Origin of the sequence: Actinacidiphila oryziradicis, from assembly GCF_005047355.1 — a bacterium.
GTDB classification, from domain to species: Bacteria; Actinomycetota; Actinomycetes; order Streptomycetales; family Streptomycetaceae; genus Actinacidiphila; species Actinacidiphila oryziradicis.
On record NZ_SUMC01000002.1, the window covers coordinates 19,705 to 44,845 of the forward strand.

Annotated in this window: 19 protein-coding genes and 1 riboswitch; of the genes, 8 read left to right on the forward strand and 11 right to left on the reverse strand. The window is 70.7% G+C overall.

The features are described from left to right. Window positions 1–131: 131 nt before the first annotated feature. Window positions 132–1,379, reverse strand: a complete 1,248-nt coding sequence (locus FCI23_RS02355) for a cell division protein PerM (protein ID WP_136721743.1) — start codon at window positions 1,377–1,379, stop codon at window positions 132–134. 86 nt (window positions 1,380–1,465) lie between these two features. Here FCI23_RS02355 and FCI23_RS02360 point away from each other — a divergent pair, with 86 nt between their 5' ends. Next, window positions 1,466–2,203, forward strand: a complete 738-nt coding sequence (locus FCI23_RS02360) for a sigma factor-like helix-turn-helix DNA-binding protein (protein WP_246143226.1) — start codon at window positions 1,466–1,468, stop codon at window positions 2,201–2,203. Window positions 2,204–2,322: 119 nt separating this feature from the next. Here the strand turns inward: FCI23_RS02360 and sucD are convergent, their stop codons facing one another. The 7 genes from sucD to FCI23_RS02405 form a co-directional block, all read right to left on the reverse strand. Beyond that, the gene (gene sucD / locus FCI23_RS02365; protein WP_136721745.1) at window positions 2,323–3,207 is read right to left on the reverse strand and encodes a succinate--CoA ligase subunit alpha; all 885 of its coding nucleotides are present in this window, start codon (window positions 3,205–3,207) and stop codon (window positions 2,323–2,325) included. 46 nt (window positions 3,208–3,253) lie between these two features. After that, window positions 3,254–4,441 (reverse strand): ADP-forming succinate--CoA ligase subunit beta, encoded by a 1,188-nt coding sequence (sucC, locus tag FCI23_RS02370; RefSeq protein ID WP_136721746.1) that lies wholly within the window; start codon window positions 4,439–4,441, stop codon window positions 3,254–3,256. 399 nt (window positions 4,442–4,840) lie between these two features. Then, on the reverse strand, window positions 4,841–5,530 hold the full coding sequence (locus FCI23_RS02375) for a hypothetical protein (protein ID WP_136721747.1): 690 nt from the start codon (window positions 5,528–5,530) through the stop codon (window positions 4,841–4,843). A gap of 97 nt (window positions 5,531–5,627) precedes the next feature. Next, window positions 5,628–6,461 (reverse strand): hypothetical protein, encoded by an 834-nt coding sequence (locus FCI23_RS02380; RefSeq protein ID WP_136721748.1) that lies wholly within the window; start codon window positions 6,459–6,461, stop codon window positions 5,628–5,630. A gap of 101 nt (window positions 6,462–6,562) precedes the next feature. Then, complete coding sequence (locus FCI23_RS02385) at window positions 6,563–7,744, reverse strand: VWA domain-containing protein (RefSeq protein WP_136721749.1); 1,182 nt, start codon at window positions 7,742–7,744, stop codon at window positions 6,563–6,565. Next, window positions 7,741–10,128 (reverse strand): DUF5682 family protein, encoded by a 2,388-nt coding sequence (locus FCI23_RS56115; protein ID WP_407645905.1) that lies wholly within the window; start codon window positions 10,126–10,128, stop codon window positions 7,741–7,743. Before FCI23_RS56115 ends, FCI23_RS02385 begins: the two co-directional genes overlap by 4 nt. 166 nt (window positions 10,129–10,294) lie before the next feature. Further along, the gene (locus FCI23_RS02405) at window positions 10,295–11,404 is read right to left on the reverse strand and encodes an ATP-binding protein (protein WP_211265181.1); all 1,110 of its coding nucleotides are present in this window, start codon (window positions 11,402–11,404) and stop codon (window positions 10,295–10,297) included. Between the two features lie 208 nt (window positions 11,405–11,612). Here FCI23_RS02405 and FCI23_RS02410 point away from each other — a divergent pair, with 208 nt between their 5' ends. Beyond that, window positions 11,613–12,926 (forward strand): SWIM zinc finger family protein, encoded by a 1,314-nt coding sequence (locus tag FCI23_RS02410; RefSeq protein ID WP_246143227.1) that lies wholly within the window; start codon window positions 11,613–11,615, stop codon window positions 12,924–12,926. A 46-nt stretch (window positions 12,927–12,972) separates the two neighbouring features. Next, a complete protein-coding gene (locus FCI23_RS02415) occupies window positions 12,973–14,532 on the forward strand; it encodes a DUF5691 domain-containing protein (RefSeq protein ID WP_136721752.1) in 1,560 nt (519 codons plus the stop codon). A 32-nt stretch (window positions 14,533–14,564) separates the two neighbouring features. Here FCI23_RS02415 and FCI23_RS02420 read toward each other — a convergent pair whose 3' ends face one another. Continuing rightward, a complete protein-coding gene (locus FCI23_RS02420; RefSeq protein ID WP_136721753.1) occupies window positions 14,565–14,978 on the reverse strand; it encodes a cobalamin B12-binding domain-containing protein in 414 nt (137 codons plus the stop codon). A 238-nt stretch (window positions 14,979–15,216) separates the two neighbouring features. Between FCI23_RS02420 and FCI23_RS02425 the strand changes: the two genes are divergently transcribed. Then, window positions 15,217–16,044 (forward strand): esterase/lipase family protein, encoded by an 828-nt coding sequence (locus FCI23_RS02425; protein ID WP_136721754.1) that lies wholly within the window; start codon window positions 15,217–15,219, stop codon window positions 16,042–16,044. Between the two features lie 124 nt (window positions 16,045–16,168). Beyond that, window positions 16,169–17,392 carry a M23 family metallopeptidase gene (locus FCI23_RS02430; RefSeq protein WP_136721755.1) on the forward strand — a complete coding sequence of 408 codons (1,224 nt, stop codon included), beginning with the start codon at window positions 16,169–16,171 and terminating at the stop codon, window positions 17,390–17,392. Window positions 17,393–17,543: 151 nt separating this feature from the next. Here the strand turns inward: FCI23_RS02430 and pcrA are convergent, their stop codons facing one another. Then, on the reverse strand, window positions 17,544–19,970 hold the full coding sequence (pcrA, locus tag FCI23_RS02435) for a DNA helicase PcrA (protein ID WP_136721756.1): 2,427 nt from the start codon (window positions 19,968–19,970) through the stop codon (window positions 17,544–17,546). Window positions 19,971–20,327: 357 nt separating this feature from the next. Then, window positions 20,328–20,481: riboswitch (cyclic di-AMP (ydaO/yuaA leader) on the forward strand. Between the two features lie 8 nt (window positions 20,482–20,489). Here pcrA and FCI23_RS02440 point away from each other — a divergent pair. Beyond that, entirely contained in the window at window positions 20,490–21,629 is a 1,140-nt protein-coding gene (locus FCI23_RS02440; RefSeq protein WP_136721757.1) for a C40 family peptidase, read from the forward strand. A 9-nt stretch (window positions 21,630–21,638) separates the two neighbouring features. Here the strand turns inward: FCI23_RS02440 and FCI23_RS02445 are convergent, their stop codons facing one another. Next, window positions 21,639–21,992 (reverse strand): hypothetical protein, encoded by a 354-nt coding sequence (locus FCI23_RS02445; RefSeq protein WP_136721758.1) that lies wholly within the window; start codon window positions 21,990–21,992, stop codon window positions 21,639–21,641. Window positions 21,993–22,332: 340 nt separating this feature from the next. On the opposite strand from FCI23_RS02445, the gene FCI23_RS02450 reads away from it, so the two are divergent. Together FCI23_RS02450 and FCI23_RS02455 are read left to right on the forward strand one after the other, a co-directional pair. Then, window positions 22,333–23,424, forward strand: a complete 1,092-nt coding sequence (locus tag FCI23_RS02450; RefSeq protein ID WP_136721759.1) for a C40 family peptidase — start codon at window positions 22,333–22,335, stop codon at window positions 23,422–23,424. 119 nt (window positions 23,425–23,543) lie between these two features. Continuing rightward, window positions 23,544–25,025 (forward strand): multicopper oxidase family protein, encoded by a 1,482-nt coding sequence (locus FCI23_RS02455; protein ID WP_246143228.1) that lies wholly within the window; start codon window positions 23,544–23,546, stop codon window positions 25,023–25,025. Window positions 25,026–25,141: the final 116 nt, after the last annotated feature.

The following is a 25,141-nucleotide window of genomic DNA, read 5'->3' on the forward strand; positions in this document are numbered from 1 at the left end:
TCCCCCAGCCTTCGGCCGGGAGGTAGCTGGGGGAGGAACCGGCACCCCGGACCGGGGTAAACCTGCCGCGCCGGTCCGGCCGGACAAACCCAGCCCGTCCGGCGCTTGAGGACGGTGCGGGTGGCGCCGGGTCAGGGGCGGGCGGGCGGGGGTGCCCCATGACGGGACCGCCACCTGCGAAGGGCAAGCGCGCCGGGGACGCCGATGGCCGCCGTCCAGCCGAAGGCAAACGCGCCGGTGAGCCGCCAGGAGGGCCCGAGGACGGCAAGGGTGCCCGTACCGAGGGGGCCGGAGGCGTACCGGGCGAGGAGCGCGAGGGTGGCGCCGCAGATGAGGGCGGCGTAGAGCGCGTGCAGGGCCACGCGGCCCCGGGAGGCGGCGGAGGCGGCGGCGAACCAGCCGACGGAGCCGCCGGCGAGGAGCGGGACGGCGAGGGCGGCCCAGGTCAGGGGGGTGCCGTGGCCTGGCGCGGGGAGGGCCGCGAGCAGCGGAAAGTCGGGGAGGGCACGGTAACCGGATGCGCCGGCCGGGGCGACAATGCTGCCGGCGCCGACCGCGAAGCCGGGGCCGAGCCCGTACGCGGCACCCCAGACAGCCGCGTTCGGGACGAGCGCCAGCGCCAGCAGAAGCACGGCGAGCCGGCCGGCAAGCCCGGCGCTGAGCTGGCCGAACGCACCGCCGACGGCCCCGGCGTGCCAGAGCAGCGCGCCGGCGGTGAGCAGCGCCCCGCCGCCGAGCAGCACGGCGGTGCCGGCCGCCGCGCCCTTGACCGCCGCCTGCGGCACCACGCGCAGCGGCCAGGCAGGCCGGGCAGACGGAAGCCGCCCGCATTCCGCCCACGCCCCGGCCCCCGCCGCGACGACCGCGACGACCGGCAGCCGCAGCAGCGCACCCGGCGCATCACAGTGCAGCGGCCCGTAGGACGCGTACGTCACCGCCCCCGCTCCCACCGCCACATATCCGGCGACCAGCCAGCCCACCCTCGCCGCGATCCGGCGGGACCGGCCCTCCGCGACCGCGTCCGCCCCGGCCCGGTAGAGCAGCCAGGCCGGCAACGCGGTGAGCAGCAGCGGCGTCACTGCGACGGGCGCGGGAATCCCCGAGGACGTGTCGGCCCGCACCAGCCCGGCACCGTGCGCCAGCAGCCAGAGGTCGGCGGCGACGCGCAGCGCACCGTCGATCCCGTCGTCCGGGAAGGGCGAGCTGATCCACAGCAGGATGACGGCCACCGCCAGCCCGCCGAGCCCGAGTCCGGCGGCGACGGCCCCGCCGAGAAAGGCGCCCGGGTCAGCACTGACCCCTCGCGGGCGCAGGCGCGGACGCTGCCTCAGACGTACGCGTGCGCGTACGGACGACAACGACGGGATGCGGTCGGTCATTTGGATCACAGCACCCCATGCTGCCAAGAAGAACCCTTTCGCCCCGGCAGGATGCGCCTGACCGCCGTGTCGCGGAATATGCCGTTATGCAGACATTCGTATCATCGCCCGAGGCCGCGTTCGACGCCCTTTACTACCGCAGCGCAAGCAGCCTCATACGGCAGCTGGACCTGCTCACCGGCAGGCCGCGTCTCGCCCGGCGCGCGGTGCGGCGGGCGTTCGTGCTGGCCTGGGAGCGCTGGCCGGAGGTCGCGGTCGCCCCGGATCCGGCGGCGTGGGTGCGCGCGGCGGCGTACGCGGAAGGCCTCGCGCCCTGGCGCCGCAACCGCCGCAAGGCCTCCGCCAGGCGGCACGACGCCGAGTTGCGCACCGCCCTGCTGCGGCTGCCCCGCTCGTACCGGCAGGCGGTGCTGCTTTACGACGGTGTGGGGCTGGACCTGCCGGAAACCGCGGCCGAGAGCCAGGCCAGCACCCCGGCGGCCGCGGGCCGGATCACCCGCGGACGCGCCGCGCTCACCGAGGCCGCGCCGGGCCCGGAACCGGGGCTGCCGGCGCGGCTGGCCGCCCTGCTGGCCGTCGACTGCGCAGCGATGGTGCCCTGGGCCCCGCCCGCCGTACGCAGGCGCAGCGAGCGCCGGACGCGTCGGCTGACCGCCGGGGCGCTCGCGTTGACGGCCGCCGTCGCGGCGGCGACGCTCTACGCTGCGACGACAGAGGCGGAGCGCCGTATGCCGGCCGTACCTGAGGCCGGGACCGGAGCAAGTACGGATGCGGGCGCGCCGGACCTGCCGAAGGTGAGGCGAGGAGAGTTCAGCCCTCAATGACAGCGCCGGCCAAGCAGGCCAGGCACGCCGGCCCGGACCGGCTTCACACGAAAGCGGGCCCGCATCCCATCGCCGGGGGCGGACCCGCTTCCTGATTCGCGCGGCACCAGCCGCAACGCTCAGCCCTGGAGGATGGCGCGCGCCAGGCGAGCCGTCTCGGACGGGGTCTTGCCGACCTTGACGCCCGCGGCCTCAAGGGCCTCCTGCTTCGCCTGGGCAGTGCCGGACGAGCCGGAGACGATGGCGCCGGCGTGGCCCATGGTCTTGCCCTCGGGAGCGGTGAAGCCCGCGACGTAGCCGACGACCGGCTTGGTGACGTGCTCGGAGATGAAGGCCGCGGCCCGCTCCTCCGCGTCTCCGCCGATCTCACCGATCATGACGATCAGGTCGGTGTCGGGGTCGTCCTGGAACGCCTTGAGGGCGTCGATGTGGGTGGTGCCGATGATCGGGTCACCGCCGATGCCGACAGCCGACGAGAAGCCGATGTCGCTCAGCTCGTACATCATCTGGTAGGTCAGCGTGCCGGACTTCGACACCAGACCGATCCGGCCGGAGGTGGAGATGTCGGCCGGGATGATGCCCGCGTTGGACTGGCCGGGGGTGATGAGCCCCGGGCAGTTCGGGCCGATGATCCGGGTCTTGTTGCCCTTGCTGCCCGCGTGCGCCCAGAAGGACGCGGTGTCGTGCACCGCGATGCCCTCGGTGATGACGACAGCGAGGCCGATCTCGGCGTCGATCGCCTCGATGACGGCGTCCTTGGCGAACTTCGGCGGTACGAAGATGACGGTGACATCGGCACCGGTCTTCTCGATCGCCTCGGCGACCGAGCCGAAGACGGGCACCTCGGTGCCGTCGAAGTCGGCCGTCGTGCCCGCCTTGCGCGGGTTGACGCCACCGACGATGTTGGTGCCCGAGGCGAGCATCCGACGGGTGTGCTTGGTGCCCTCGGAGCCGGTCATCCCCTGGACGATGACCTTGCTTTCCTTGGTCAGGAAGATAGCCATGGTGTGTGTGGACCTAGTCCTTGTCGTGTCGGAGACGCGCAGATCGTTACGCGGCAGCCAGCTCGGCGGCGCGCTCTGCGGCGCCGTCCATGGTGTCCACCTGCTCGACCAGCGGGTGGTTGGCGTCGGTGAGGATCTGCCGACCGACCTCGGCGTTGTTGCCGTCCAGGCGGACGACCAGCGGCTTGCTGACCTCCTCGCCCTTGGACTTGAGGAGCTCCAGGGCCTGGACGATGCCGTTGGCGACGGCGTCGCACGCCGTGATGCCGCCGAAGACGTTGACGAAGACCGACTTCACGTCCGGGTCACCGAGGATGATCTCAAGACCGTTGGCCATGACCTCGGCGGAGGCGCCACCGCCGATGTCGAGGAAGTTGGCGGGCTTGACGGTGCCGCCCAGGGAGGAAGCGTGGGCCTCACCGGCGTACGCGACGACGTCCAGGGTGCTCATGACGAGACCCGCGCCGTTGCCGATGATGCCGACCTCGCCGTCGAGCTTGACGTAGTTGAGGTTCTTGGCCTTGGCCGCCGCCTCCAGCGGGTCGGCCGCGTCCTTGTCCTCCAGCGCCTCGTGGTCCGGCTGCCGGAAGGCGGCGTTCTCGTCCAGCGAGACCTTGCCGTCCAGCGCGATGACCTTGCCGTCGCTGGTCTTGACCAGCGGGTTGACCTCGACGAGCAGCGCGTCTTCCTTGATGAAGACGGTCCACAGCGTCTGCAGGACATTGATGATCTGGTCGTGCAGCTCGGCCGGGAACTTCGCCGCCTCGACGATCTCCCGGGCCTTGGCCTCGGTCACGCCCTCGATGGCGTCCACCGGGATCTTGGCGAGCGCGTCGGGGTTTTCCTCGGCGACGATCTCGATCTCCACGCCACCCTCGACGGAGGCCATGGCGAGGAAGGTGCGGTTGGTACGGTCGAGGAGGAAGGAGACGTAGTACTCCTCCTCGATGTCGGCGGTCTGGGCAAGCATCACCTTGTGGACCGTGTGGCCCTTGATGTCCATGCCCAGAATTGCCTTGGCCTTCTCGACCGCGTCGGCCGGGTCTGCGGCCAGCTTCACGCCGCCGGCCTTGCCACGGCCACCGACCTTCACCTGCGCCTTGACGACGGCTCGGCCGCCCAGACGCTCGGCCACTTCGCGCGCCGCCTCAGGCGTATCGATGACTTCACCGGCCAGCACCGGTACACCGTGCTTGGCGAAGAGGTCCCTCGCCTGGTACTCGAACAGGTCCACGCGCGTCCGTCCTTGGTGATCGCGGTTCGTTGTCTGCGTGGGCGTGCCGCTACGGGCAACGTGACGATTCGGTCAGTCACAGGGGATGCGCACACGGTGTCCGAGCACGCGGCAGGTCCGTCTCGCAGGTTATCGCCGTGCGGGGTGGAGGGGTAAATCGCAGATCGCAGTAGAGCGGTGAGAACGGTCACAGATCGCTTTGTCCATGCATTCACCCGCCCGGATAATGCCCGAATACTGCCCGGATACCCGTCCGCTCAACGCGGAAAAGCCGAGCGGGCGGCCTCACTTCCCATAGTGAGAGCCGCCCGCTCGGGGCTGTAGGTGACACCGTGCGTCAGGCGTTAGATGTGTCGGGTGTGTCGGGTGTGTCGGGTGTGCCAGTGGGTCGGGTGTCGGTCAGACGGACGGGACGACCGGGACCAGCTGGACGACTATGCGCGACGCGACCGGCGGGAGCACGTCCGAGGTGGTCTGGTTCACGACCGGCTGGACGATGCCGGTGACCCCGGTCAGCCCGGTGATCAGGTTGTTCACGCTGCCGACCGGGACGGCGGGCACGGACGGAACGGACGGCAGTGACGGCACACCGGCGGTGGGCAGCTTGCTGGTCACGTCGCTGATGCCGGAGCCGCTCTTGGCCGAGCCGGCCGACTCGGCGGACTTGGAGGTGCGGCCACCGCCGCCGCCACCAGTGATCATCTTGCTGTGCACAATCCCGCCACCGCCGCCACCGGTGATCATCTTGCTGTGCACGATCCCGCCACCGCCGCCGCCACCGGTGATCATCTTGCTGTCCACGATCCCGCCCGTGGCGCTGCCGGGCGCCGTGGCGAGGCCCTTCACCGTACCGGTCACGGTCTTGACGGTGCTGGTGACAGTGCTCTCGACGCCGCTGACGCCGACCGACTTCGTCAGGCTGCTCACGGAGGTAACGGTGCTGGTGGCAGTGCCGGTGACGGTGCCTGCCACCGTGTGGGCGGCGGGCAGGTTTGTGAGGGTGGCGGCGTTGGCGGCGACGCTGCCGAGGGCCCATAGGCCGGTGGCGGTGGCGGCGATGACGATCGAACGGCGGAAGTTCTTGCGCATGGCTTGAGTACGTCCTTCGAATTCCGAGGCTGAAGAGATGGGATGGGCAGACCTGTCCACCCCCGCGCGGCAGGTCCAGACGGGGGAAAGGTCTGCCCTAGGCCGGGAATTCGAGAACTTCGGAAGAACAGTCGTACGTCACCGTGCCGCTCCCCGCCCGCAGCGCACCGGCCACCAGGCCGAACTCACCGCGCGCCGAAGGAAGTACGGCACGGGTACCGCCCCCGCGCGGCGAATTGCTGTTGCCTGCGTGCGCGGGTGTGGCGGGCACAGAAGGCGCCTTGGGGAAGCCGGACGGTGCCGACGGAGCCTGGCGCTCCGTCCGGGCCTGCGCCCGCACATCGTCACGGTGATCCCGAACGTCGGCGTACGCGGCCATGACGGCCGACGCCGATTTCACCAGCGCCCGGGAGCCATGCGCGGTCGCAGCCGTGTGTGTGTCCTGCTGCGCCTCAGCGGCGGGAGCACGAACAGCCGGATCAGCGTGAGCGGTCCCGGCAGCCGTAGCGCCGACCTGCGGCAGTGTGGTGGTCACAATGTCGCCGAGCGTCGGCAAGGACGGCAGAGGCAACGCGATGGGAACACCGCTCGTGCCGCCGGTAATCGGCTTGGTCACCTTGCCGACCTGGTCAAGCACCGGCTCCAGGACCTTTGCCGCGCCGTCCGCGACACCCGCCAGGTGGGCGGTGGCGTGCTTCCGCACGGCGCTGAGCTCGGCGTTTGCCGCTGCGGGTGTGGACCGCGGCAATTTGCAGACCGAGGGCCGGCCGAGCGGCTTGGGTGCCGGTGACTGCGCCGCCTGGGCGTGGCCGCCGAAGAGGAAAGCCAGCGCCAGGAAACCGCCGAGGAATCCCGCCACCAGCAGCGCGCGCCGCACACCAGCCGTACGCCGGAGGCGTACGGCTGCGGGCATGGCGAGCACAGCGGACAAGGCAGGGGGTCCTTCCCGTACGGACGGTTACACGTTCCGGGGCAACGTCGTGATCCTTGCACGAGGAGCGGGGGTTCGCGCAACCCCCATCTCCCCACTGGCTACTGATGCCTAGTCATGTCCGGTATGGGCAGCGGCCGCTTCTCTATGGCCGCCGCCATGACCTCCGGGAAGAGGTCCGGCGTACAGGCGAACGCCGGGGCCCCCAGCGCGGCCAGTGCCGCCGCGTGCTCGCGATCGTACGAGGGCGCCCCCTCGTCGGAGAGCGCCAGCAGCGCCACGAACTGCGTGCCCGCCGCCTTCATCGCCGCTACCCGCTTGAGCATCTCGTCGCGTATCCCGCCCTCGTACAGATCGCTGATCAGCACGACGACCGTCTCCGACGGCCGGGTGATCAACGACTGGCAGTACGCCAGGGCCCGGTTGATGTCGGTGCCGCCACCGAGCTGGGTGCCGAACAGCACATCGACGGGGTCGTCGAGCTGATCGGTCAGATCGACAACCGCGGTATCGAACACAACCAGCTTGGTATCAATGCTCCGCATCGACGCGAGCACCGCGCCGAACACCGACGCGTACACCACCGACGCCGCCATCGACCCCGACTGGTCGATACACAGCACCACGTCCTTCTTCACCGCCCGCGCGGCCCGGCCGTAGCCGATCAGCCGCTCCGGCACGATCGTGCCGGCCCCTTCTTCTCCTTCTTTTCCGGGAAGCGCCAGATAGTGCTTCAGATTGGCCCGGATCGTCCGGTCCCAGTCAATGTCCCGGTGCCGGGGCCGCGTCACCCGCGCCGAACGGTCCAGCGCACCCGTCACAGTCGCCCGGGTCCTGCCCGCCAGCCGCTTCTCCAGATCCTCCACGACCTTACGGACCACCGCCCGCGCCGTTATCTTCGTCGTCTCCGGCATCGCCTTGTTCAGCGACAGCAGCGTCCCCACCAGATGGACGTCCGCCTCGACCGCCTCCAGCATCTCCGGCTCCAGCAACAGCGCCGCCAGCCCCAGCCGGTCGATCGCGTCGCGCTGCATCACCTGCACCACGCTCGTCGGAAAGTACGTCCGGATGTCCCCCAGCCACCGCGCCACCTGCGGCGCCGAACCGCCCAGCCCCGCCTGCCGCGAGGCGGCTGCGCCGCCACCGGAGTCGCTTCCGTACAGCGCACCCAGGGTGCGGTCCATCGCCGCATCGCGTCCCGCGAGCTCATGGCGTGTGCCGTCGGCCGCACCGCCGCCCAGCACCAGCCGCCAGCGGCGCAGCCGCTCATCGCTGTCCGTCATGCCGTCTCCTCCGTCCCCAGCAGCAGGCGCAGCGCCGGGAGCACCCCGTCGGCCCGCATCTCATCGAGCCCCGCCCCGAAGCCCGTCACGGCCTCCGCCACCACGCCGGCCGTCCCCGTCGTGCCCCTCCGCACCAACTCCCCGACCGACCGGCGCACCCCCGGCTCGAATTCAGCGAACGTCCGCCGCAGCAACGGCAGTACGTCCTCGAACACCTCCCCCGGCACCTCCGCCAGCCACCCGTCGACCAGCCCCAGCAACCGCTCGTCGTGCACCAGCAGCATCCCGCCCCCCGCCAGGAATCCCTCGATCCACGCCGCCGCTTCCTGCGGTGCCGTCCCCCGTGACAGGGCGAGCCCCATGAGCCGCGCCACCTCATCGGCCGCCAGCTCACCGTCGTCCATGAGCAGCCTGGTGGCCGCGCCGCGCAGCAGCCCGGATATCGACGCGCCCCACCCGCTCAGGCTGCGCAGCGCGCCGGTCCACCGCTCCTGCACCCCGTCCTTCGCCTCTCCGGGGAGCGGCTGGGCGGCCGGGCTCCCCTGCGCGCCGAAGGCGCGGTCCCCCTCCCCGGCCAGCAGGCCAACCGCCCGGTGCACCGCCTCCAGGTGGAGACGCATCGCGGCCGAGCCTTCCGCGTCGAGCCCGGCACACGCGGGCGGCAGACCGACACAGATCCGTTCCGCCAGACCGTGCGCGACCTCGCCCAGCGCCGCCGCGTCCGTGCCGCGTACGTCCCCGTACCGTATGGACCGCACCAGCGCCGGCAGCGCGGCGGCCAGGTGGGCGACATCCGCGTCGAGCGCCGCGCGATCGGCCAGGACCCGCATCACCACCGGCACCGCGTCCGGCAGATCGGCGAGGAGGCACCGCTCCGCGAGCCCGGTCACATCGGCCAGCGAGGCGGCCCGCACCGCCTCGTCCTCGGCCCTCGCGGTCGCCGCCGACCGTACCGTCGTCCCCCACACTCCGGCCTCGGCCAGCCGTACCGACAGCTCGGGCTCCCAACGCAGCCGCCAGGTCTCCCGGAAGGTCCCGGTCCCGGCGCGGGACCGCACCGGCTCGCCCCAGCCGATGCCGAGCAGCCTGAGCCGGTGCAGCAACCGGCTGCGCCCGGCGTCCGTCTCCTTCCGCAGGTCCAGCGCCAGCTCCCGTTCCAGCGCCTCCGGCTTCAGCCGCAGCCTGCGCTGCTCCCGCACCAGGTCCCGCGCGAGCGGCACCGCCGGTGCTTCGTCGGGCACCTCGCCCAGTTCGTCCCCGACCACGAGCCGGTCCTGGATGAGCCGGAGCGGTACATCCGACCCGTCGCACATCACCGCCCGTACGGCGTCCGTCGTCTCGCCCAGACCGGCGAGCGGCCTCCCGCGCATCACGGCGAGCGTGTCGGCGAGCCGTACCGCCTCGATGACATGCGCCGAGGACACCGGCAGGTCCTCGTCCCGCAGCAGCCCCGCGACCTTGGTCATCCACCGTGTCACCGGCCGGTCCGGCGCCGCGAACAGATGCCGGTACCACCCCGGTGAAGCGATCCCCGCCCCGTACCCGCTCGCCCGCGACAGCCGCCGGTGCGTCCACGGCACCCACGTGACCTCGACCTTCACCTTGGGCAGCCCCTTGAGCACCGCCCGGTCGGCCGCCACAGCCACCCGCTCCCCCAGCGCCGGCACATGCCACGCCCCGCACACCACGGCCACCCGTTCGTGCTCCCGCCGCGCCTCGCGGATCCGCAGTCTCATATGCGCTTCCCGCGCGGCGTCGTCGGCATGTCCCCCGTCGCCGTACGTCTCCCGCAGCGCCCCCATCGCCTCGGCCAGCGCTCCGAACGGCGCCAGCGCATCGCCGCCGGCCGACGCACGGTGCTCGACCGCGTCCTCCCACCACCGCTCCGGATCGTCATACCCGGCGGCCTCCGCCAGCACCGCCAGCGGATCGACCCGCACCGCGTCCGCGTCCACCACCCCGGCGTCACCGGCCCCCTGCGCCTCCCCCGACGCCAGCGAATTCGCCGCCGGCAGATCGATGAACCGCACCGGCACCCCCCTCGCCGACGCCCACCGGATCGCCACCCACTCCGGTGAGAACTCCGCGAACGGCCAGAACCCCGCCCTCATCGGCTCATCCACCACATGCGCCAGCAGCGCCACCGGCGGCCGCATCCCCGCGTCCCCCGCCAGCCCCACCACCGCGTCCCCCTCCGGTGGCCCCTCGATCAGCACAACCCCCGGACCGTACTGGTCGAGCGCCGCCCGCACCGCCCGCGCCGATCCGGGGCCGTGATGCCGCACCCCGAGCAGCACGACCGGCCCGGCCGAACCCGCGTCCCCGCGCCCCTGGCCGACCGGGGCTCCGGCGTCCCCGCCGGCGCCGGTCAACTGCCCGCTCACCGGCCCACCTCCCGTCCCCCGGGACCGGGCCTGGTCCCCTCCGACCCAGGCCGTGTCCGGGCCGCCAGCCAGGCGTCCGAGCCCAACCGGGCCACCACCACGGCCACCGACCGCAATTCGGCGCCTCCTGGCAGGCTCGCAGGCCTGGCCGCCACATCCACAACGTTCATGACGACCAAACCTCCCGGCAGGCCCGGTAGAAGTCCTTCCATCCGTCCCGCTCGCGGACCACCGTCTCCAGGTACTCCTGCCACACCACCCGGTCCGCCGCCGGGTCGCGGACCACCGCCCCCTGTATCCCCGCGGCGATGTCGGGCGCGCGCAGCACGCCGTCCCCGAAGTGCGCGGCGAGTGCCAGGCCGTTCGTCACCACGGAAATGGCCTCGGCCGTGGAGAGCGTGCCGGAGGGTGACTTGACCTTCGTACGGCCGTCTGCGGTGACGCCGCTCCTCAGCTCACGGAAGACAGTGACGACCCTCCGGATCTCGTCCGTACCCTCCGGGGCGGCCGGCAGCTCCAGCGAGCGGCCGAGCTGCTCGACCCGGCGGGTGACGATGTCCACCTCGTCCTCGGCCGACGCGGGCAGCGGCAGCACCACCGTGTTGAACCGGCGCCGCAGGGCGCTGGACAGCTCATTGACCCCGCGGTCGCGGTCATTGGCGGTAGCGATCAGATTGAAGCCGCGTACGGCCTGCGTCTCGGCCCCCAACTCCGCGATCGGCAGCGTTTTCTCCGACAGGATCGTGATCAAGGTGTCCTGCACATCCGCCGGGATACGGGTCAGCTCCTCGACCCGCGCGATCCGGCCCTCGGCCATCGCCCGCATGACCGGGCTGGGCACCAGCGCGTCCCTGCTCGGACCATGCGTGAGCAACTCCGCGTAGTTCCAGCCGTAGCGGATCGCCTCCTCGGGCGTACCGGCCGTACCCTGCACCAGCAGCGTCGAGTCGCCGCTGATCGCGGCGGCGAGGTGCTCCGACACCCAGGTCTTCGCCGTACCCGGCACTCCGAGCAGCAACAGCGCGCGATCGGTGGCCAGTGTTGTGACCGCGACCTCGACGATCCGTCGCGGGCCGACGTACTTCGGCGTGATGACGGTGCCGTCCGGCAGGACCCCGCCGAGCAGATACATGGCGACCGCCCACGGCGACAGATTCCAGCGAGCCGGCCGCGACCGGTCGTCGGCCGCCGCCAGCGCCTTGAGCTCATGCGCGAACGCCTCCTCGGCATGCGGTCGCAGCGCGGCAGGCGCTGACGCGCCGGTATCGATGGGCATGGCAGCAGTCATGGATCCCCCTTGTCGTGTATGCCGCACGGGCACTGCGCACGGGCAGCGCGCAGCGCCTGGCACAGGCGCCACGGTCCGAACCGCCGCGGTCCGCCTGCGGTTTCCACAGTGCACCACGCCACTGACAACGGGCTGTTCCGCCAAAGAAGCCGCAGGCCAGGGCCGTTTGTCAGTGCCCCGCCCTACCGTCGAAAGCATGGACGAACGGTGGACAGCAGACCAGGTTCTGGCACTCGCGCCTGACCTCTCATCACAAAAGGCCGGGTCCCGGCTGTCCGCGCCGGCCCCCTGGTCCGGCGCGGGTGCGGACGACACAGCCGTGTGGGGGTTGTGCGCGGGCAGCGGCAGCAAGCCGTACCAAACGGTCGTCGACCTGACCGGCCCCGGCTCCAAGTGCACGTGCCCGAGCCGGAAGTTCCCGTGCAAGCACGCGCTGGGGCTGCTGCTGCTCTGGTCCGGAGGCTCCGTGGCAGCGGCAGCCCCGCCCGACTGGGCAACGCTGTGGCTGGACAGCCGCCGCCGGCCGACGGAGCGCAAGGCCGAGCCGAGCGCCCCCAACCCTGCCGCCGTCGCCCGGCGCCGGGCACAGCGCGCACAGCGGGTCGCCGCGGGGGCGGCCGAGCTGGAGCAGCGCCTCGCGGACCTGCTCCGCGACGGCCTGGCCGGTGCCGAACGCGAGGGGTACCAGCGCTGGGACGAGATCGCCGCCCGCATGGTGGATGCCCAGGCGCCCGGTCTGGCCTCCCGGGTAAGAGAGTTGGGAGCGCTGCCGGGTTCGGGCGGGGACTGGCCGTCCCGGCTGCTGGAGGAGGCGTCCCTCCTCCACCTCCTCACCCGGGGCTACGCACACCAGGATCGTCTCCCGGCCCCGCTCGCGGCCACCGTCCGCACCCGGATCGGTTTCACCACCGACACCGCCGGGCTACTGGCCGGTCCGACCGTAAGGGACCGCTGGCTGGTCCTCGCCCAGCACGATGCGGCGGACGACCGCCTGACCACCCGCCGCGTCTGGCTGCTGGGCGAGGCCACCGGCCGCGCCGCCCTGCTCCTGTCCTTCGGTGCCGCTGGCCGCGCCCCGGAACTCGCCCTGCCCGTCGGGCTCACCCTCGATGCCGACCTCGCCTACCACCCCGCCGCGCGCCCGCTGCGCGCCGCCCTGGGGCCTGTCCGGGGCGAGCGCCACGGCCCGCCCGTCCCCGGCAGCGTCCCGCCCGGCACCCCCGTCGGCCCCGCCCTCGCCGCCTACGGAGCCGCCCTCGCCGACGACCCGTGGCTCGACGCGTGGCCCGTCGTCCTCACCGACGTCGTCCCCATACCCGGCCACGGCGAACCCTCCTGGCAGCTCGCCGATGCCGGCACCCCCGACGCCGTTCCCCTCACCACTCGCCCCTGGCGCCTGGCCGCCCTCTCCGGCGGCCACCCCGTCACCGTCTTCGGCGAGCTCGGCCACCGCGGCTTCCACCCCCTCACCGCGTGGAGCCCCGCCGCCCCCGATCCCGTGCCCCTCTGACCAGCCCCCCCGCCGCAGGCGCGGACACCACAACCCAAGGGGAACTGTGAAAACCACCTGGCCCGACCTCCTGACCACCGCTCTCCTCGGCACCGACCGCCGCGGCGGCACACCGACCGCTCTCCTCGACGCCGCAGCGACGGCGACCGTGCGCCGCCGGGCCGGCCTGCGCCCCGCCACCGCGCACAACCGCCCCGTCCCGGCCCCGCCGGACACCCGCCCGGCACTCCCGCCGGCCGCACACCGGCGCCTGGCGCTGCTCCTCGCAGACCGCGACCGCACGACCCCGTCCGGAGCCGGGGGCGGCGGCAGACGCGGGGCGGCACCGAATCTGTCGGAGCTGCTCCCGCAGTGGCTGACCAGCGCCAACGAGCACGGCTACGCCGCCCCGCCCGCACTGCTGCCCGCGCTGCTCGACGCCGCCCGGGCCCGCACAGACCTGCGCGCGGACGCCCTGGCCCTCGCCGGCCCCCGCGCCTTGTGGCTCGCCGAGCTGAACCCGGACTGGAAGTTCGCCCTCCGCGCCGGAGCCCGCGGCATCGCCCCCGCCACCGACGACCCGTCCGCCGTCCGGCGTCTCTGGGAGGAAGGCCTCTTCGCCGAACGCGTCGCGGTCCTCACCCACCTCCGCCTCCGCGAACCGCAAGCAGCGCTCGCCCTGCTCCGGACGACCTGGGTCACCGAGCGCGCCGAGGACCGTCTGATGTTCCTCGATTCCCTCCGAGAGGGCCTCTCCCCCGCCGACGAGCCGTTCCTCGAACAGGCCCTGTCCGATCGCAGCCGAAATGTCCGCGCCACCGCCGCCGAGCTGCTTTCCGCCCTCCCCGGCTCCGCGCTCGCCACCCGAATGGCCCAGCGGGCCCGTAGTTGCGTGTCCCTCAACGCGGCAGGGGCCGGCGAAATCACCATCGAGGCCCCCTACGAATGCGACGCCGCCATGGAGCGCGACGGCATCGCCCCCATCCCCCCGTCGGGCCGCGGCAAACGCGCCTGGTGGTTCGCCCAGCTGATCGACGCGACCCCACTGGCCACCTGGACCGACCGGCTCCAGGGCCGTACCCCGGAACAGATCGTCGCCCTTCCCGTCGCCGACGACTGGCAGGCCGACCTCCACGCCGCCTGGTGCCGCGCCGCCGTCCGCCAGCGCGATCCCGCCTGGGCCCGAGCGCTCCTCGGACCCACCCCGGCGGCGTCAACCAGGGTCGCCACGATCGGCGACCCAGCGAAGCTGCTCTCGATCCTCCCCGAGCCGGAGCGCTCCGCCTGGGTGGCCCGCTTCATCGCCTCGCACGGCCTGGCCGAGGCCTTCCAGATGCTCGGCGTCTGCGCCGTCCCCTGGTCGGAACCGCTCGGCCGCAGCGTCGTCGACGCCCTCGACATAGCCCGGGACGCGGGCAGCTATCCATGGAGCTTCAGCGGAGTCATGGGCCTGGCCGAACGCTGCCTCCACTCCTCCGAAGCCGACGGCGCCACTGCCCTCACCGCCGCCCCCGAAGAGTCCGCCGACACCACCCCCGGCGCCGGCACGTACTGGGCCGAAGCCTTCCAGCGCCTGGTCAGCACCCTCCGGCTGCGCGCCGCGATGCTCGCCGAGCTGGAGCCCTGAGGAGGTTCCAGTGAATTCCGGCCTCGCCCGTGTCAGGCCCCGGCGGGCTCCCGGAGATTGGCATTCACCCAGGCCACCACGTCACCCGTCGGCGCGCCGGGGGTGAAGATCGCGGCGACGCCCAGCTCCTTCAGAGGGGCGATGTCCCCGTCGGGGATGATGCCGCCGCCGAAGACCTTGATGTCCTCGGCGTCGCGCTCACGGAGCAGCTCGATGACCTTGGCGAAGAGGGTCATGTGGGCGCCGGAGAGAATGGAGAGGCCGATGGCGTCGGCGTCCTCCTGGATGGCGGTGTGGACGATCTGCTCGGGGGTCTGGTGAAGGCCTGTGTAGATCACTTCCATGCCGGCGTCGCGCAGCGCACGCGCGATGACCTTGGCCCCGCGATCGTGGCCGTCGAGACCCGGTTTGGCCACCACTACGCGGATCGGACCGGACACTCCCATCGCTGCCTCCATTGGCATTGCAAGTGCGTGAACGAACGTTATCCGTCAGCATCCCTTACAGGACAGTTTCGATCCATCGAGGGAGGGGGAAATCACATATGGGACACGTAAATGTTCGATGCGCGTTGGGCTCGCAACCGTCTTCCCGCCCAGGTGGGCAGGCGTTCGCGGGCTCGCGCGTTCTTCGGCGCACAGGGGACAGGGACAGTCTCCGGGGTGCCGTAGCGGGAGGTGGGCCATGGACGTCCTGTCTTTCGGATTCGGAGGCCGTCTGCTCCGCCAGGCGGCGTACGCACGAGCCGCTGCCATCGAGATCGTCACCCTGACCGGGCACGTCCTGCGCTATCCGACCGGCATTTTCCAGGAGCGCATCGCGCAGTCGATCGCCTCGGGCGGTGACGGGACGCAGCGGACTCCCCGCATTCCCATTGCGGGGCTCGGCCATCCGCCCGTGCTCCTGCTGCACGGCTTTGTGGACAATCGTTCGGTTTTCGCACCCTTGTCGCGATCATTGCGGCAGCACGGCTGGACGCATGTGCAAGCACTGAACTACTCCCCGCTCACCTGTGACATCCGCACCGCTGCGGCATTGCTCAGCCGCCACGTCGAACGCATTTGCGAGCAGAGCGGCCACCGCCATGTCGATATCATCAGCCACAGCCTGGGCGGCCTCATCGCGCGCTACTACGTTCAGCGACTGAGGGGCGACGTACGCGTCCGCACCCTGGTCACCTTGGGGACACCGCACTCCGGGACAACGGCCGTCCCGCTACTGAACCCGCACCCGATCGTCCGGCAGATGCGTCCGGGCTCCGATCTCATGGACGAATTGATGGAGCCGGCGCCGCACTGCCTCACGCGTTTCGTGGCTTTCTGGAGCGACTTGGACGAAATGATGATCCCGGTCGAAACAGCACGGCTCGACCATCCGGATCTCATCAAGGAGAATGTGCACATCTCCGGAATGGGGCATCTGACGATGCCGGCGCACAGCTCGATCGCGGCCGGTATCCGCCAGGCACTGGTCGGCGAACCACCGACTCCAGGCGCCGCCGACGCGGCATAAGCGTCGAAAGCTTCTCGAACACAAGGCATTGCGGGCGCTCGAAACCCACCGAAGATTGTGAGCCTCGGCCGCAGGGGGATACAGTCACCGCTAATTCTCCTGCTGCCGAGGCGAAAGAGAAGCGGTGAACGAACGTCACCCATCGGGGTACGCCCCCGGCTACAGCGCCTACGGGTACGACACGTACCCGACCGTAGGCGCCACCTATGGGGACGGCGACCCTCTCTTTGGTGTGATGCCGGGCACCCTCACCTATGAGGACCCGCATCCGTACGCCACGGTTCCCCGGCAGCCCCAGCAATACGAGCAGACTCCATACGGGCAGACTCCATACGGGCAGACCTACGACACCACCGGCTACTGGCAACAGCCGGCCTGGGTCTATGCCCAGCCCGAGCAACACGTGGCCTACGAGCCGGAGCCGCAGCCGCAGCTCCAGGCCGAACCCATGATCGAATATCCGTACGAATATGAATACGAGTACGGACGCGCCGACCCGGAGCTGGAACCGCACCCGGACCCAGAGCTGGACCAGGACCTGGACCCGGTACTGACCCCGGCAGCAGAATCTCAGCCGGAGACGAACCCGGAGACGAACCCGGGGGCGACCTCGCCCCCGCTCCCCCGGAGCCGGCGCAAGCGCACCGCCAAGCGCTCGGCCCTGCTCACCGTCGCCGTACCGTCCGCCGCCGTCATGGGGGTCGCCGCCTGTGCCGCAGCGACCATCAGCGCGCCCGGCGACCAGAAGGACACCGCAAACAGCCAGGCCGACGCCGCATCCTCCAGCACCGTCACCACCAAGCTGGACCAGCAGCTGGCCGGGGTCAGCCGGGACGCCGACGACTTCGCGACCCGCGCCAGCCGCACCCAGGAACGGCTCGATCTCAAGGAACGCCAGGCCGCCGAGAAGCAGAAGAAAGCCGCCGCGGCCGCCGCCAAAGAAGCGGCCCGCCCGAAGTTCCTGCTCCCCGTGACGCAGAAAGGCCTCAGCGCCTACTTCGGCCAGGCGGGCGTCAACTGGATGTCGGTGCACACCGGCATCGACTTCCCCGTCAGCTACGGCACCCCGGTGATGGCCGCGACCGACGGCACCGTCCGCACCCAGTGGAACAGCGCCTACGGCAACATGGCCATAGTCACCGCACCCGATGGCACCGAGACCTGGTACTGCCACCTCAGCAGCACCAAGTTCCGCTCCGGCTCCGTCCAGGCAGGCGACGTCATCGCCTACTCCGGCGACTCCGGCAACTCCACCGGCCCCCATCTCCACTTCGAGGTACGCCCCCACGGCGGCGCGGCCATCGACCCCCTCCCCTGGCTCCTGGCAAAGGGGCTCGACCCGCGCTAAAGCCTGTCCGGCGGATTAGAGGCCGCGACGCGCCCCCAGCTACCGCTGGGAGGTCCCCCCATCACCGGACGCCGCGGTCTGTCCGACCCTGATCCGCCGGACAGGCCCTGGAGCCGGGGCCGGAGCGTCCAACTCCCGCCCGCGCGAAGCGCTAGAGCTTCTCCACCGGCGCGTACCGCAGCAGCAACCGCTTCGGCTTCTCCTCGCCGAAATCGACCGTCGCCTCCGCGGCGTCCCCGCTGCCCTTGACACCCACCACCGTGCCGAGCCCGAACGAGTCGTGCGTGACCCGGTCGCCCACCGCCAGCGCCACCACCGGACGCTCCTTCGCTCCCCGGCGCGTCGCGAAACCGCTCGGCCCGGACTTGGCCCGGGAGAGCACCGAAGCCGCCGCGCTGACCGAAGCAGAGGGTGCCGCGGAGCCGCCCGTGCGCTTCCACTCGATCAGCGTCTCCGGGATCTCCTCCAGGAACCGCGACGGCGGGTTGTACGAGGGCTGCCCCCATGCGCTGCGCATCGAGGACCGCGTCACATACAGCCGCTCGCGCGCCCGGGTGATCCCGACATACGCGAGCCGCCGCTCCTCCTCCAGCTCCTTGGCCTGCCCGAGCGACCGCATGTGCGGGAAGACGCCGTCCTCCATGCCGGTGAGGAAGACGACGGGGAACTCCAGGCCCTTCGCCGTATGCAGCGTCATCAGCGTTATGACGCCACCGCCCTCGTCGCCGTCCGGGATCTGGTCGGAGTCGGCGACCAGCGCGACCCGCTCCAGGAAGTCGGCCAGCGTCCCCGGCTCGTCGTCGGCACGCTCCTGCTCGAATTCGAGCGCGACGGCCGCCAGCTCCTGGAGGTTCTCGATCCGGGTCTCGTCCTGCGGATCGGTGGACGCCTGCAACTCCGCCAGATAGCTGGTGCGCTCCAGCACGGCCTCCAGCACGGTCGCCGGCCCGGCACCCGACTCGACGATGGTGCGCAGCTCCTCCAGCAGCTCATTGAACCGCTTCACCGCATTGAGCGAGCGCGCGGCCATGCCGTACGCCTCCTCGACCCGGCGGAGCGCCTGTGGGAAGGAGACCTTCTCCCGAAGCGACAGCGCGTCGATCATCGCCTCGGCGCGGTCGCCGATGCCGCGCTTGGGCACATTCAGGATCCGGCGGAGCGAGACGGTGTCCTCCGGATTCGCCAGCACGCGCAGATACGCGAGGACATCGCGGACCTCCTTGCGCTCGTAGAAGCGCACCCCGCCGACGACCTTGTACGGCAGCCCGACGCGGATGAAGACTTCCTCGAAGACACGGGACTGGGCATTGGTCCGGTAGAAGACCGCCACATCGCTCGGCTTGGCGTCCCCGGCATCGGTCAGCCGGTCGATCTCGTCGGCGATGTACTGCGCCTCGTCGTGTTCCTGGTCGGCCACATAACCGGTGATGACGGGGCCGTCCCCGGCCTCGGTCCACAGGTTTTTCGGGCGGCGCGAGGCATTCCGTTCGATAACAGCGTTGGCGGCCGTCAGAATCGTCTGCGTAGAGCGGTAGTTCTGCTCCAGCAGGATCGTCCTGGCCTGCGGATAGTCCTCCTCGAACTGGAGGATGTTCCGGATGGTCGCACCGCGGAAGGCGTAGATCGACTGGTCCGCGTCACCGACGACGCACAGTTCGGCCACCTCGTCCCCGGCCCCCACCAGCTCGCGGATCAGCGTGTACTGGGCGTGGTTGGTGTCCTGGTACTCATCGACGAGGACATGCCGGAAGCGCCGCTGGTAGTGCTCGGCCACATCGGGGAACGCCTGCAAGAGGTGCACCGTCGTCATGATGATGTCGTCGAAGTCCAGCGCATTGGCCTCGCGCAGCCGCGACTGGTACAGCGCGTACGCCTCGGCGAGCTTCTTGTCGAACGCGTTCTCCGCCTGCCCGGCGAAGGTCTCCTCGTCGATCAGCTCGTTCTTCAGGTTGGAGACCTTCGCGCTGAACGACTTCGGCGGGAACTGCTTGGGGTCGAGATCCAGGTCCCGGGTGCAGACCAGCGCCATCAGCCGCTTGGAGTCGGCGGCGTCGTAGATCGAGAAGCTGGAGGTGAAGCCCAGCCGCTTGCTCTCACGCCGCAGGATCCTTACGCAGGCGCTGTGGAACGTCGACACCCACATCGCGTTGGCACGCGGGCCCACCAGCTGCTCCACGCGCTCCTTCATCTCGCCCGCGGCCTTGTTGGTGAACGTGATCGCCAGGACCTGCCCCGGGTGCACCCCGCGCGCGCCCAGCAGATGCCCGATCCGGTGCGTCAGCACCCGCGTCTTGCCCGAGCCCGCTCCCGCGACGATCAGCAGCGGCGAACCCGCGTGGACGACCGCGGCCCGCTGCTGCTCATTCAGCCCCTCCAACAGCGCCGCCGGATCCACGGGGGGACGTACCGCGCCGTCCCGGTAATACACGTCCCTCGGGACGGGCACGTCGAAGCGACCCCCGAACAGGTCGTCCGCCAAGGGCTCCGGCCCGGGCCCGGCCTCGTCCTCCGGCGGCGGAGGCTCCTCGCTCGTGGGCTCAAGGCTGGCCAGGAAGCTGTCATCGAAGAGGCTGCTCATCGTCCCCCAAGTCTAGGCGCCCCCACTGACACCCGCCGCCCCCTTCGCCGCGCCCGGACGCCTGCGGCGCTTTCCCGGACGGGCTGGATTTAGAGGCCGCGCGAATAGGTGGGGCGGCGTGCCGCAGGACGGCACGGATGGGCACAACCCGGCCACCGGCCCGCACATGAACAACTCCCCCGGCGGGCCAGCGGAGATGCCCCATTCCGCACCCCGTGAGCGATACGCCCCGTGCGATACCTCACACATCACAGAAAGGTTTCGAGAAGATCGCGGATCGGTCTTCCCATCCGCCACTTCCGTTGGCTAGCGTGCCGGGCAAGCGGTCCGTCCCTCCCACGGCAAACCTGCCGGCACGGGCCGCTTCCGCTGAGTCCGGCTCCGGCCGGAGCCGGGGACCCAAGTGTTTTTGGGGTGAATCGGCTGTATGTCTCGTACGTACAGCCGTAGGGCGACCTTCCGACAGCCCGAACCCGACAGCTAACCCGGTAGGCGGTCCACGGAAGGAGCTCGACCGCCTTGGCGTCGCACCGTAAGCCGCGTAATCGCACCCGAATACTGACTGCCCCCGGCCCACGCGCGGTCGTGGGGTTCACCACGGTGGCGCTGGCCACCGTCACCCTGTTCAGCGAGACGGCGAACGCGGCCCCCGCCACCCAGTCGATCGCGCAGGTACAGTCGCAGGTCAACAAGCTGTACCAGCAGGCCGAGGTCGCCACCGAGCGGTACGACGGCGCCAAGACGCAAACCGACCAACAGCGCACGAAGGCCGACCAGCTGCTGGAACAGGTCGCCCGCAAGACGGCGAAGCTGAACGACGTGCGGCGCACCCTGGGTGAGTACGCCACGGCGCAGTACCGCAGCGGCGGGCTGGACCAGACGGCGAGCTTCCTGCTCGCCAGCGACCCGCAGGCACTGCTGGACCAGGCCCACACGATGGACCGCATGTCCACCCAGGAGGCACAGGTCCTGGATGACTACCGCACCCAGCAGGCCGCGATCAGCACGCAACGCACCGAGGCGGTGCAGAGCCTCAACAAGCTGACGACCTCGCAGCAGAGTCTGCAGATGGAGAAGAAGACCGTCCAGACCAAGCTCGCGGCGGCGCAGAAGCTGCTCAACAGCCTCACCGCGCAGCAGAAGGCGAAGCTGGCGGCACTGCAGAAGCAGCAGGAGGCGGCGGCGACGAAGAAGGCCGTGGCCTTCGCCGCGAAGTCGCAGTCGTCCTCAAGCAGCTCGTCGTCCTCCAGCTCCGGTACGAGCACGGGCACGGGCACCAGTACGGGTACGGGCTCCAGCAGCGCGTACGCGACCAAGGCCGCCAAGGCGATCGCCTTCGCTCAAGCCCAGCTCGGCAAGCCGTACGTCTACGGCGCCACGGGCCCCAATTCCTACGACTGCTCCGGCCTGACGCAGGCCGCCTGGGCCGCCGCCGGGATCTCCATCCCGCGTACCACCTACACCCAGATCAACGCCGGCACCCGGGTGTCGGCGTCCCAGCTGCAGCCGGGTGACCTGGTGTTCTTCTACTCCGGGGTCAGCCATGTCGGCCTCTATATCGGCGGCGGCATGATGATCCACGCCCCGCACACGGGCACGGTCGTGAAGATCGCGCCGATCACCGAGATGCCGATCGCCGGCTACGCCCGCGTGGCATAGGCGCAGGGGTCACGTCCACAGCACAGCGATGAAGATGTTGGCGGCGGTCAGCCCGCCCACGGCACCGAAGACCGCCGCCGGCAGCTTCTCGTCGTCCCGCTTGACGTAGACCAGGCCGAGGATCACCACCAGCACGGCCAGCTTGATGCCGATCTTGATGTTGTTGACCGGTTGGTTGTCGGCCTGGTTGAGGCCGACCAGCAGTGCCCCCGTCACGAGCATCGTCAGCGCGCCGTGCAGCATCGCCGGGATGAAGCGCGCCTCTCCGCGGCCCATCGCCTTGATCTGGGTGACGAAGCCGCCGAGCAGCGCGGCGATGCCGATGATGTGCAGGCCAAGGATGAAGTGAATGAGTACGCCCATGGCTTCGGAGCCTAGCTGGGCCCTTACCAGCCCCTCTCACCCAGGTGGGGCTCAACCGGCACATCGGTCACGGCCGCTCGGCAAACGGCCGGGTCACCCGTCGAACAGCGGTCAACCCCCGACACTTGCGGGACGAATCGAACCAGTCCTGCTCTATGCCGCCCCCTCCCCTTACGACCAGGTTTAGCGTCCTCCCCCAGGTGGCCATTCCCCACTGCCGGCGATACCGCGTCGGCACGGCCGCCCCGCCGAAGGTCCGGCGGTGGACCGCTCCCCGTGCGGCCACCGCCGGATCGGGGCGGCGGAAGGAAACGGGAACTGGAAGGATCTGGCGGCGTCCGTGGCATCGCACCGTAAGCCCAAGCAGCGCAACCTGACGGGCTCGCGCTCCCGCACCGCCGCCACCCTGGCCATCGCCGGAGCGGCCTCTGTGACCACGCTGACCGAGCCCGGGCACGCCGATCCGCAGCTCACCGCCGCTCAGGCCCAGGCCAAGGTCGACCGGCTGTACCAAGAGGCCGAGACCGCCACCGAGGGTTACAACGGCGCCAAGGAGAAGGCCGACGCGGCCGACGCCCGGGTCGGGCGCCTCCAGGACGAACTGGCCCGCAGAACCGCCCGCCTCAACACCACCCGCAACCGCCTCGGCTACCTCGCCACCGCCCAGTACCGGTCCGGCGGCATCGATCCCGCCATGCAGCTCGCGCTGGACTCCCGGCCCGACGACTATCTGGAGCGGGCCGGATTCGTCGACCGGATGAGCAGCCGCCAAGCGGCCGACCTGCACACCCTCACCGCCCAGCAGCGCCAGGTCGAACAGCTGCGGCAGGAGGCCGACGGTACGCTCGCCGACCTCCGGGACTCCCAGCGCCGGCTCGCCGCGCACAGACGCACCATCGAGGCCAAGCTCGACGCGGCCCGCAAGGTCCTCAGCGGGCTCTCCGCCGCCGAGCGAGCCCGCATCGCGGCCCAGGACGGTACGGGGGCGGCTCACACCGGCCCTTCCACCCCCGGCGTCAACCGCCCGCCGGGCGCCGCCGACGGCGGCCCGAGCGACGGCACCGCCGCCCCCGGAGCCCCCTCCGCCCGCGCGGCACGCGCCGTCTCCTTCGCCTACGGCGCCCTCGGCATGCCGTACGTCTGGGGCGCCACCGGCCCCTCCGGTTACGACTGTTCAGGCCTCACCCAGGCCGCCTGGCACGCCGCAGGTGTCGCCCTCCCCCGTACGACCTACACCCAGATCAATGCCGGCGCCCGGATCACCAAGTCCCAATTGCGGCCGGGCGATCTGGTTTTCTTCTATTCCGGTATCAGCCATGTCGGCATTTACATCGGCAACGGCCGGATGATCCACGCCCCGCATTCGGGCGCCCCGGTCCGTATCGCCCCGATCGACCAAATGCCATTCGCCGGTGCAACCCGCCCCGTCTGAGAGGACTCACAGCTGACTGAACGTCAATTTATCTGGCTCTTAAGAGACTTAAAGCTGCTGTAAAGATCACAGGGCCACGCTCCTGCCCCATGGATCACTCGAACGAATCTGCGACACGCGTGTCTCGTAAGCGCAACGGCAAGGGCCTGCACCGTCGGCGCTTCCTCGGCGGATTAGTCGGCGCCGGCGCCGCCCTCGCCGCCACCACCACCGCCGTCTCCCTCATCGCGCTGACCGACGACAAGAACAAGGCTTCGGCCGCCTCCGTCGCTCTCACCATCCCCGACCTGCTCACCGCCACCACCACGAACGGCGTTGACGTCTACACCCTGGACATGCAGACCGGCACCTCGGAAGTGCTCAGCGGTGTTTCGAGCACCACCGCCGGCTTCAACCAGTCCTTCCTGGGCCCGACCATCAAGGTCACCAACGGTGACAGCGTCCAGATGAACGTCACCAACAACCTCGGTGCGGACACCACCGTCCACTGGCACGGCGCCCACGTCCCCGCCAAGGTCGACGGCGGCCCGCAGGTCGCCTTCGCCAACGGCGAGACCTGGAGCCCCGCCTTCACCGTCAACCAGGAGGCCTGCACCCTCTGGTACCACCCGCACGCCCTGGGCACCACCGCCGAGCAGGTCTCCAAAGGCCTCGCCGGGATGCTCATCGTCGACGACGACTCCGACGCCTCCGCGGCCCTCCCCAGCGACTACGGCGTCGATGACATCCCGATCATCCTGCAGTGCCTGGCCGTGGACAACGCCGGCGACATCAAGTACAACCTCACCGGTTACCAGTCGTCGACCCTGAACTTCCCCTTCCTGGTCAACGGCGTCAACGCGGACTCCACGACCTTCACCTTCGCCGCCACCAAGTCCCGCCTCCGGCTGCGGTTCCTCAACGCCTCCCTCTCGGACATCATCACCATCCAGCGCAACGACGGCTCCACCCTCACCCAGATCGCCACCGAGCAGGCGTACCTCACCAAGGCCACGGAGGTCGACTCGATCCGCCTCGTCGCGGGCTCCCGCGCGGAGATCGTCATCGACGCCGCCGACGCCGCCACCCTCGACGCCGTCATCACCACCGGCTGGGTCCGGGGCGGCAGCGGCACGTACTCGTTCCTGACCATCAGCGACAGCTCGTCCGGCACCCCGGCTGACCTGCCCAGCACCCTCAACACCATCACCCGCTACGACACCAGTGCCTTCACTGCCCGCACCATCAAGCTCACCCAGTCCGGGCTGAACATGGGCATCAACGGTGTCGTCGGTACGACCATGGCGGCCATGAAAGCCGCCGAGATCTCCACCACCGTCGGCGCGAAGGAGATCTGGACCATCGCCAACAGCACCCAGTTGGAACACTCGTTCCATCTGCACGACGTGCCGTTCCAGGTCATCTCCACCAGCGGAACCGCTGCCAGCGGCGTCGACCTCGGCTGGAAGGACACCGTCGAAGTAATCGGCGGCGGGACCGTCGTGATCGCGATGGAGTTCACCGACTACTCGGACGACACATACATGTACATGCTCCACTGCCACCTGGCACAACACGAGGACGAGGGCATGATGGCCGCCCTCATGGTCACCGCAAGCTGATCATTCCCAGCCCTCGCCGACGACCCCCCGTCCGCCCCGCCCGACGCAACCGGGCGGGGCCCCGCCGAGCGCGTGCCCGCGTAAGAGGCCGCGCGAATAGGTGGGGCGGCGTCGCG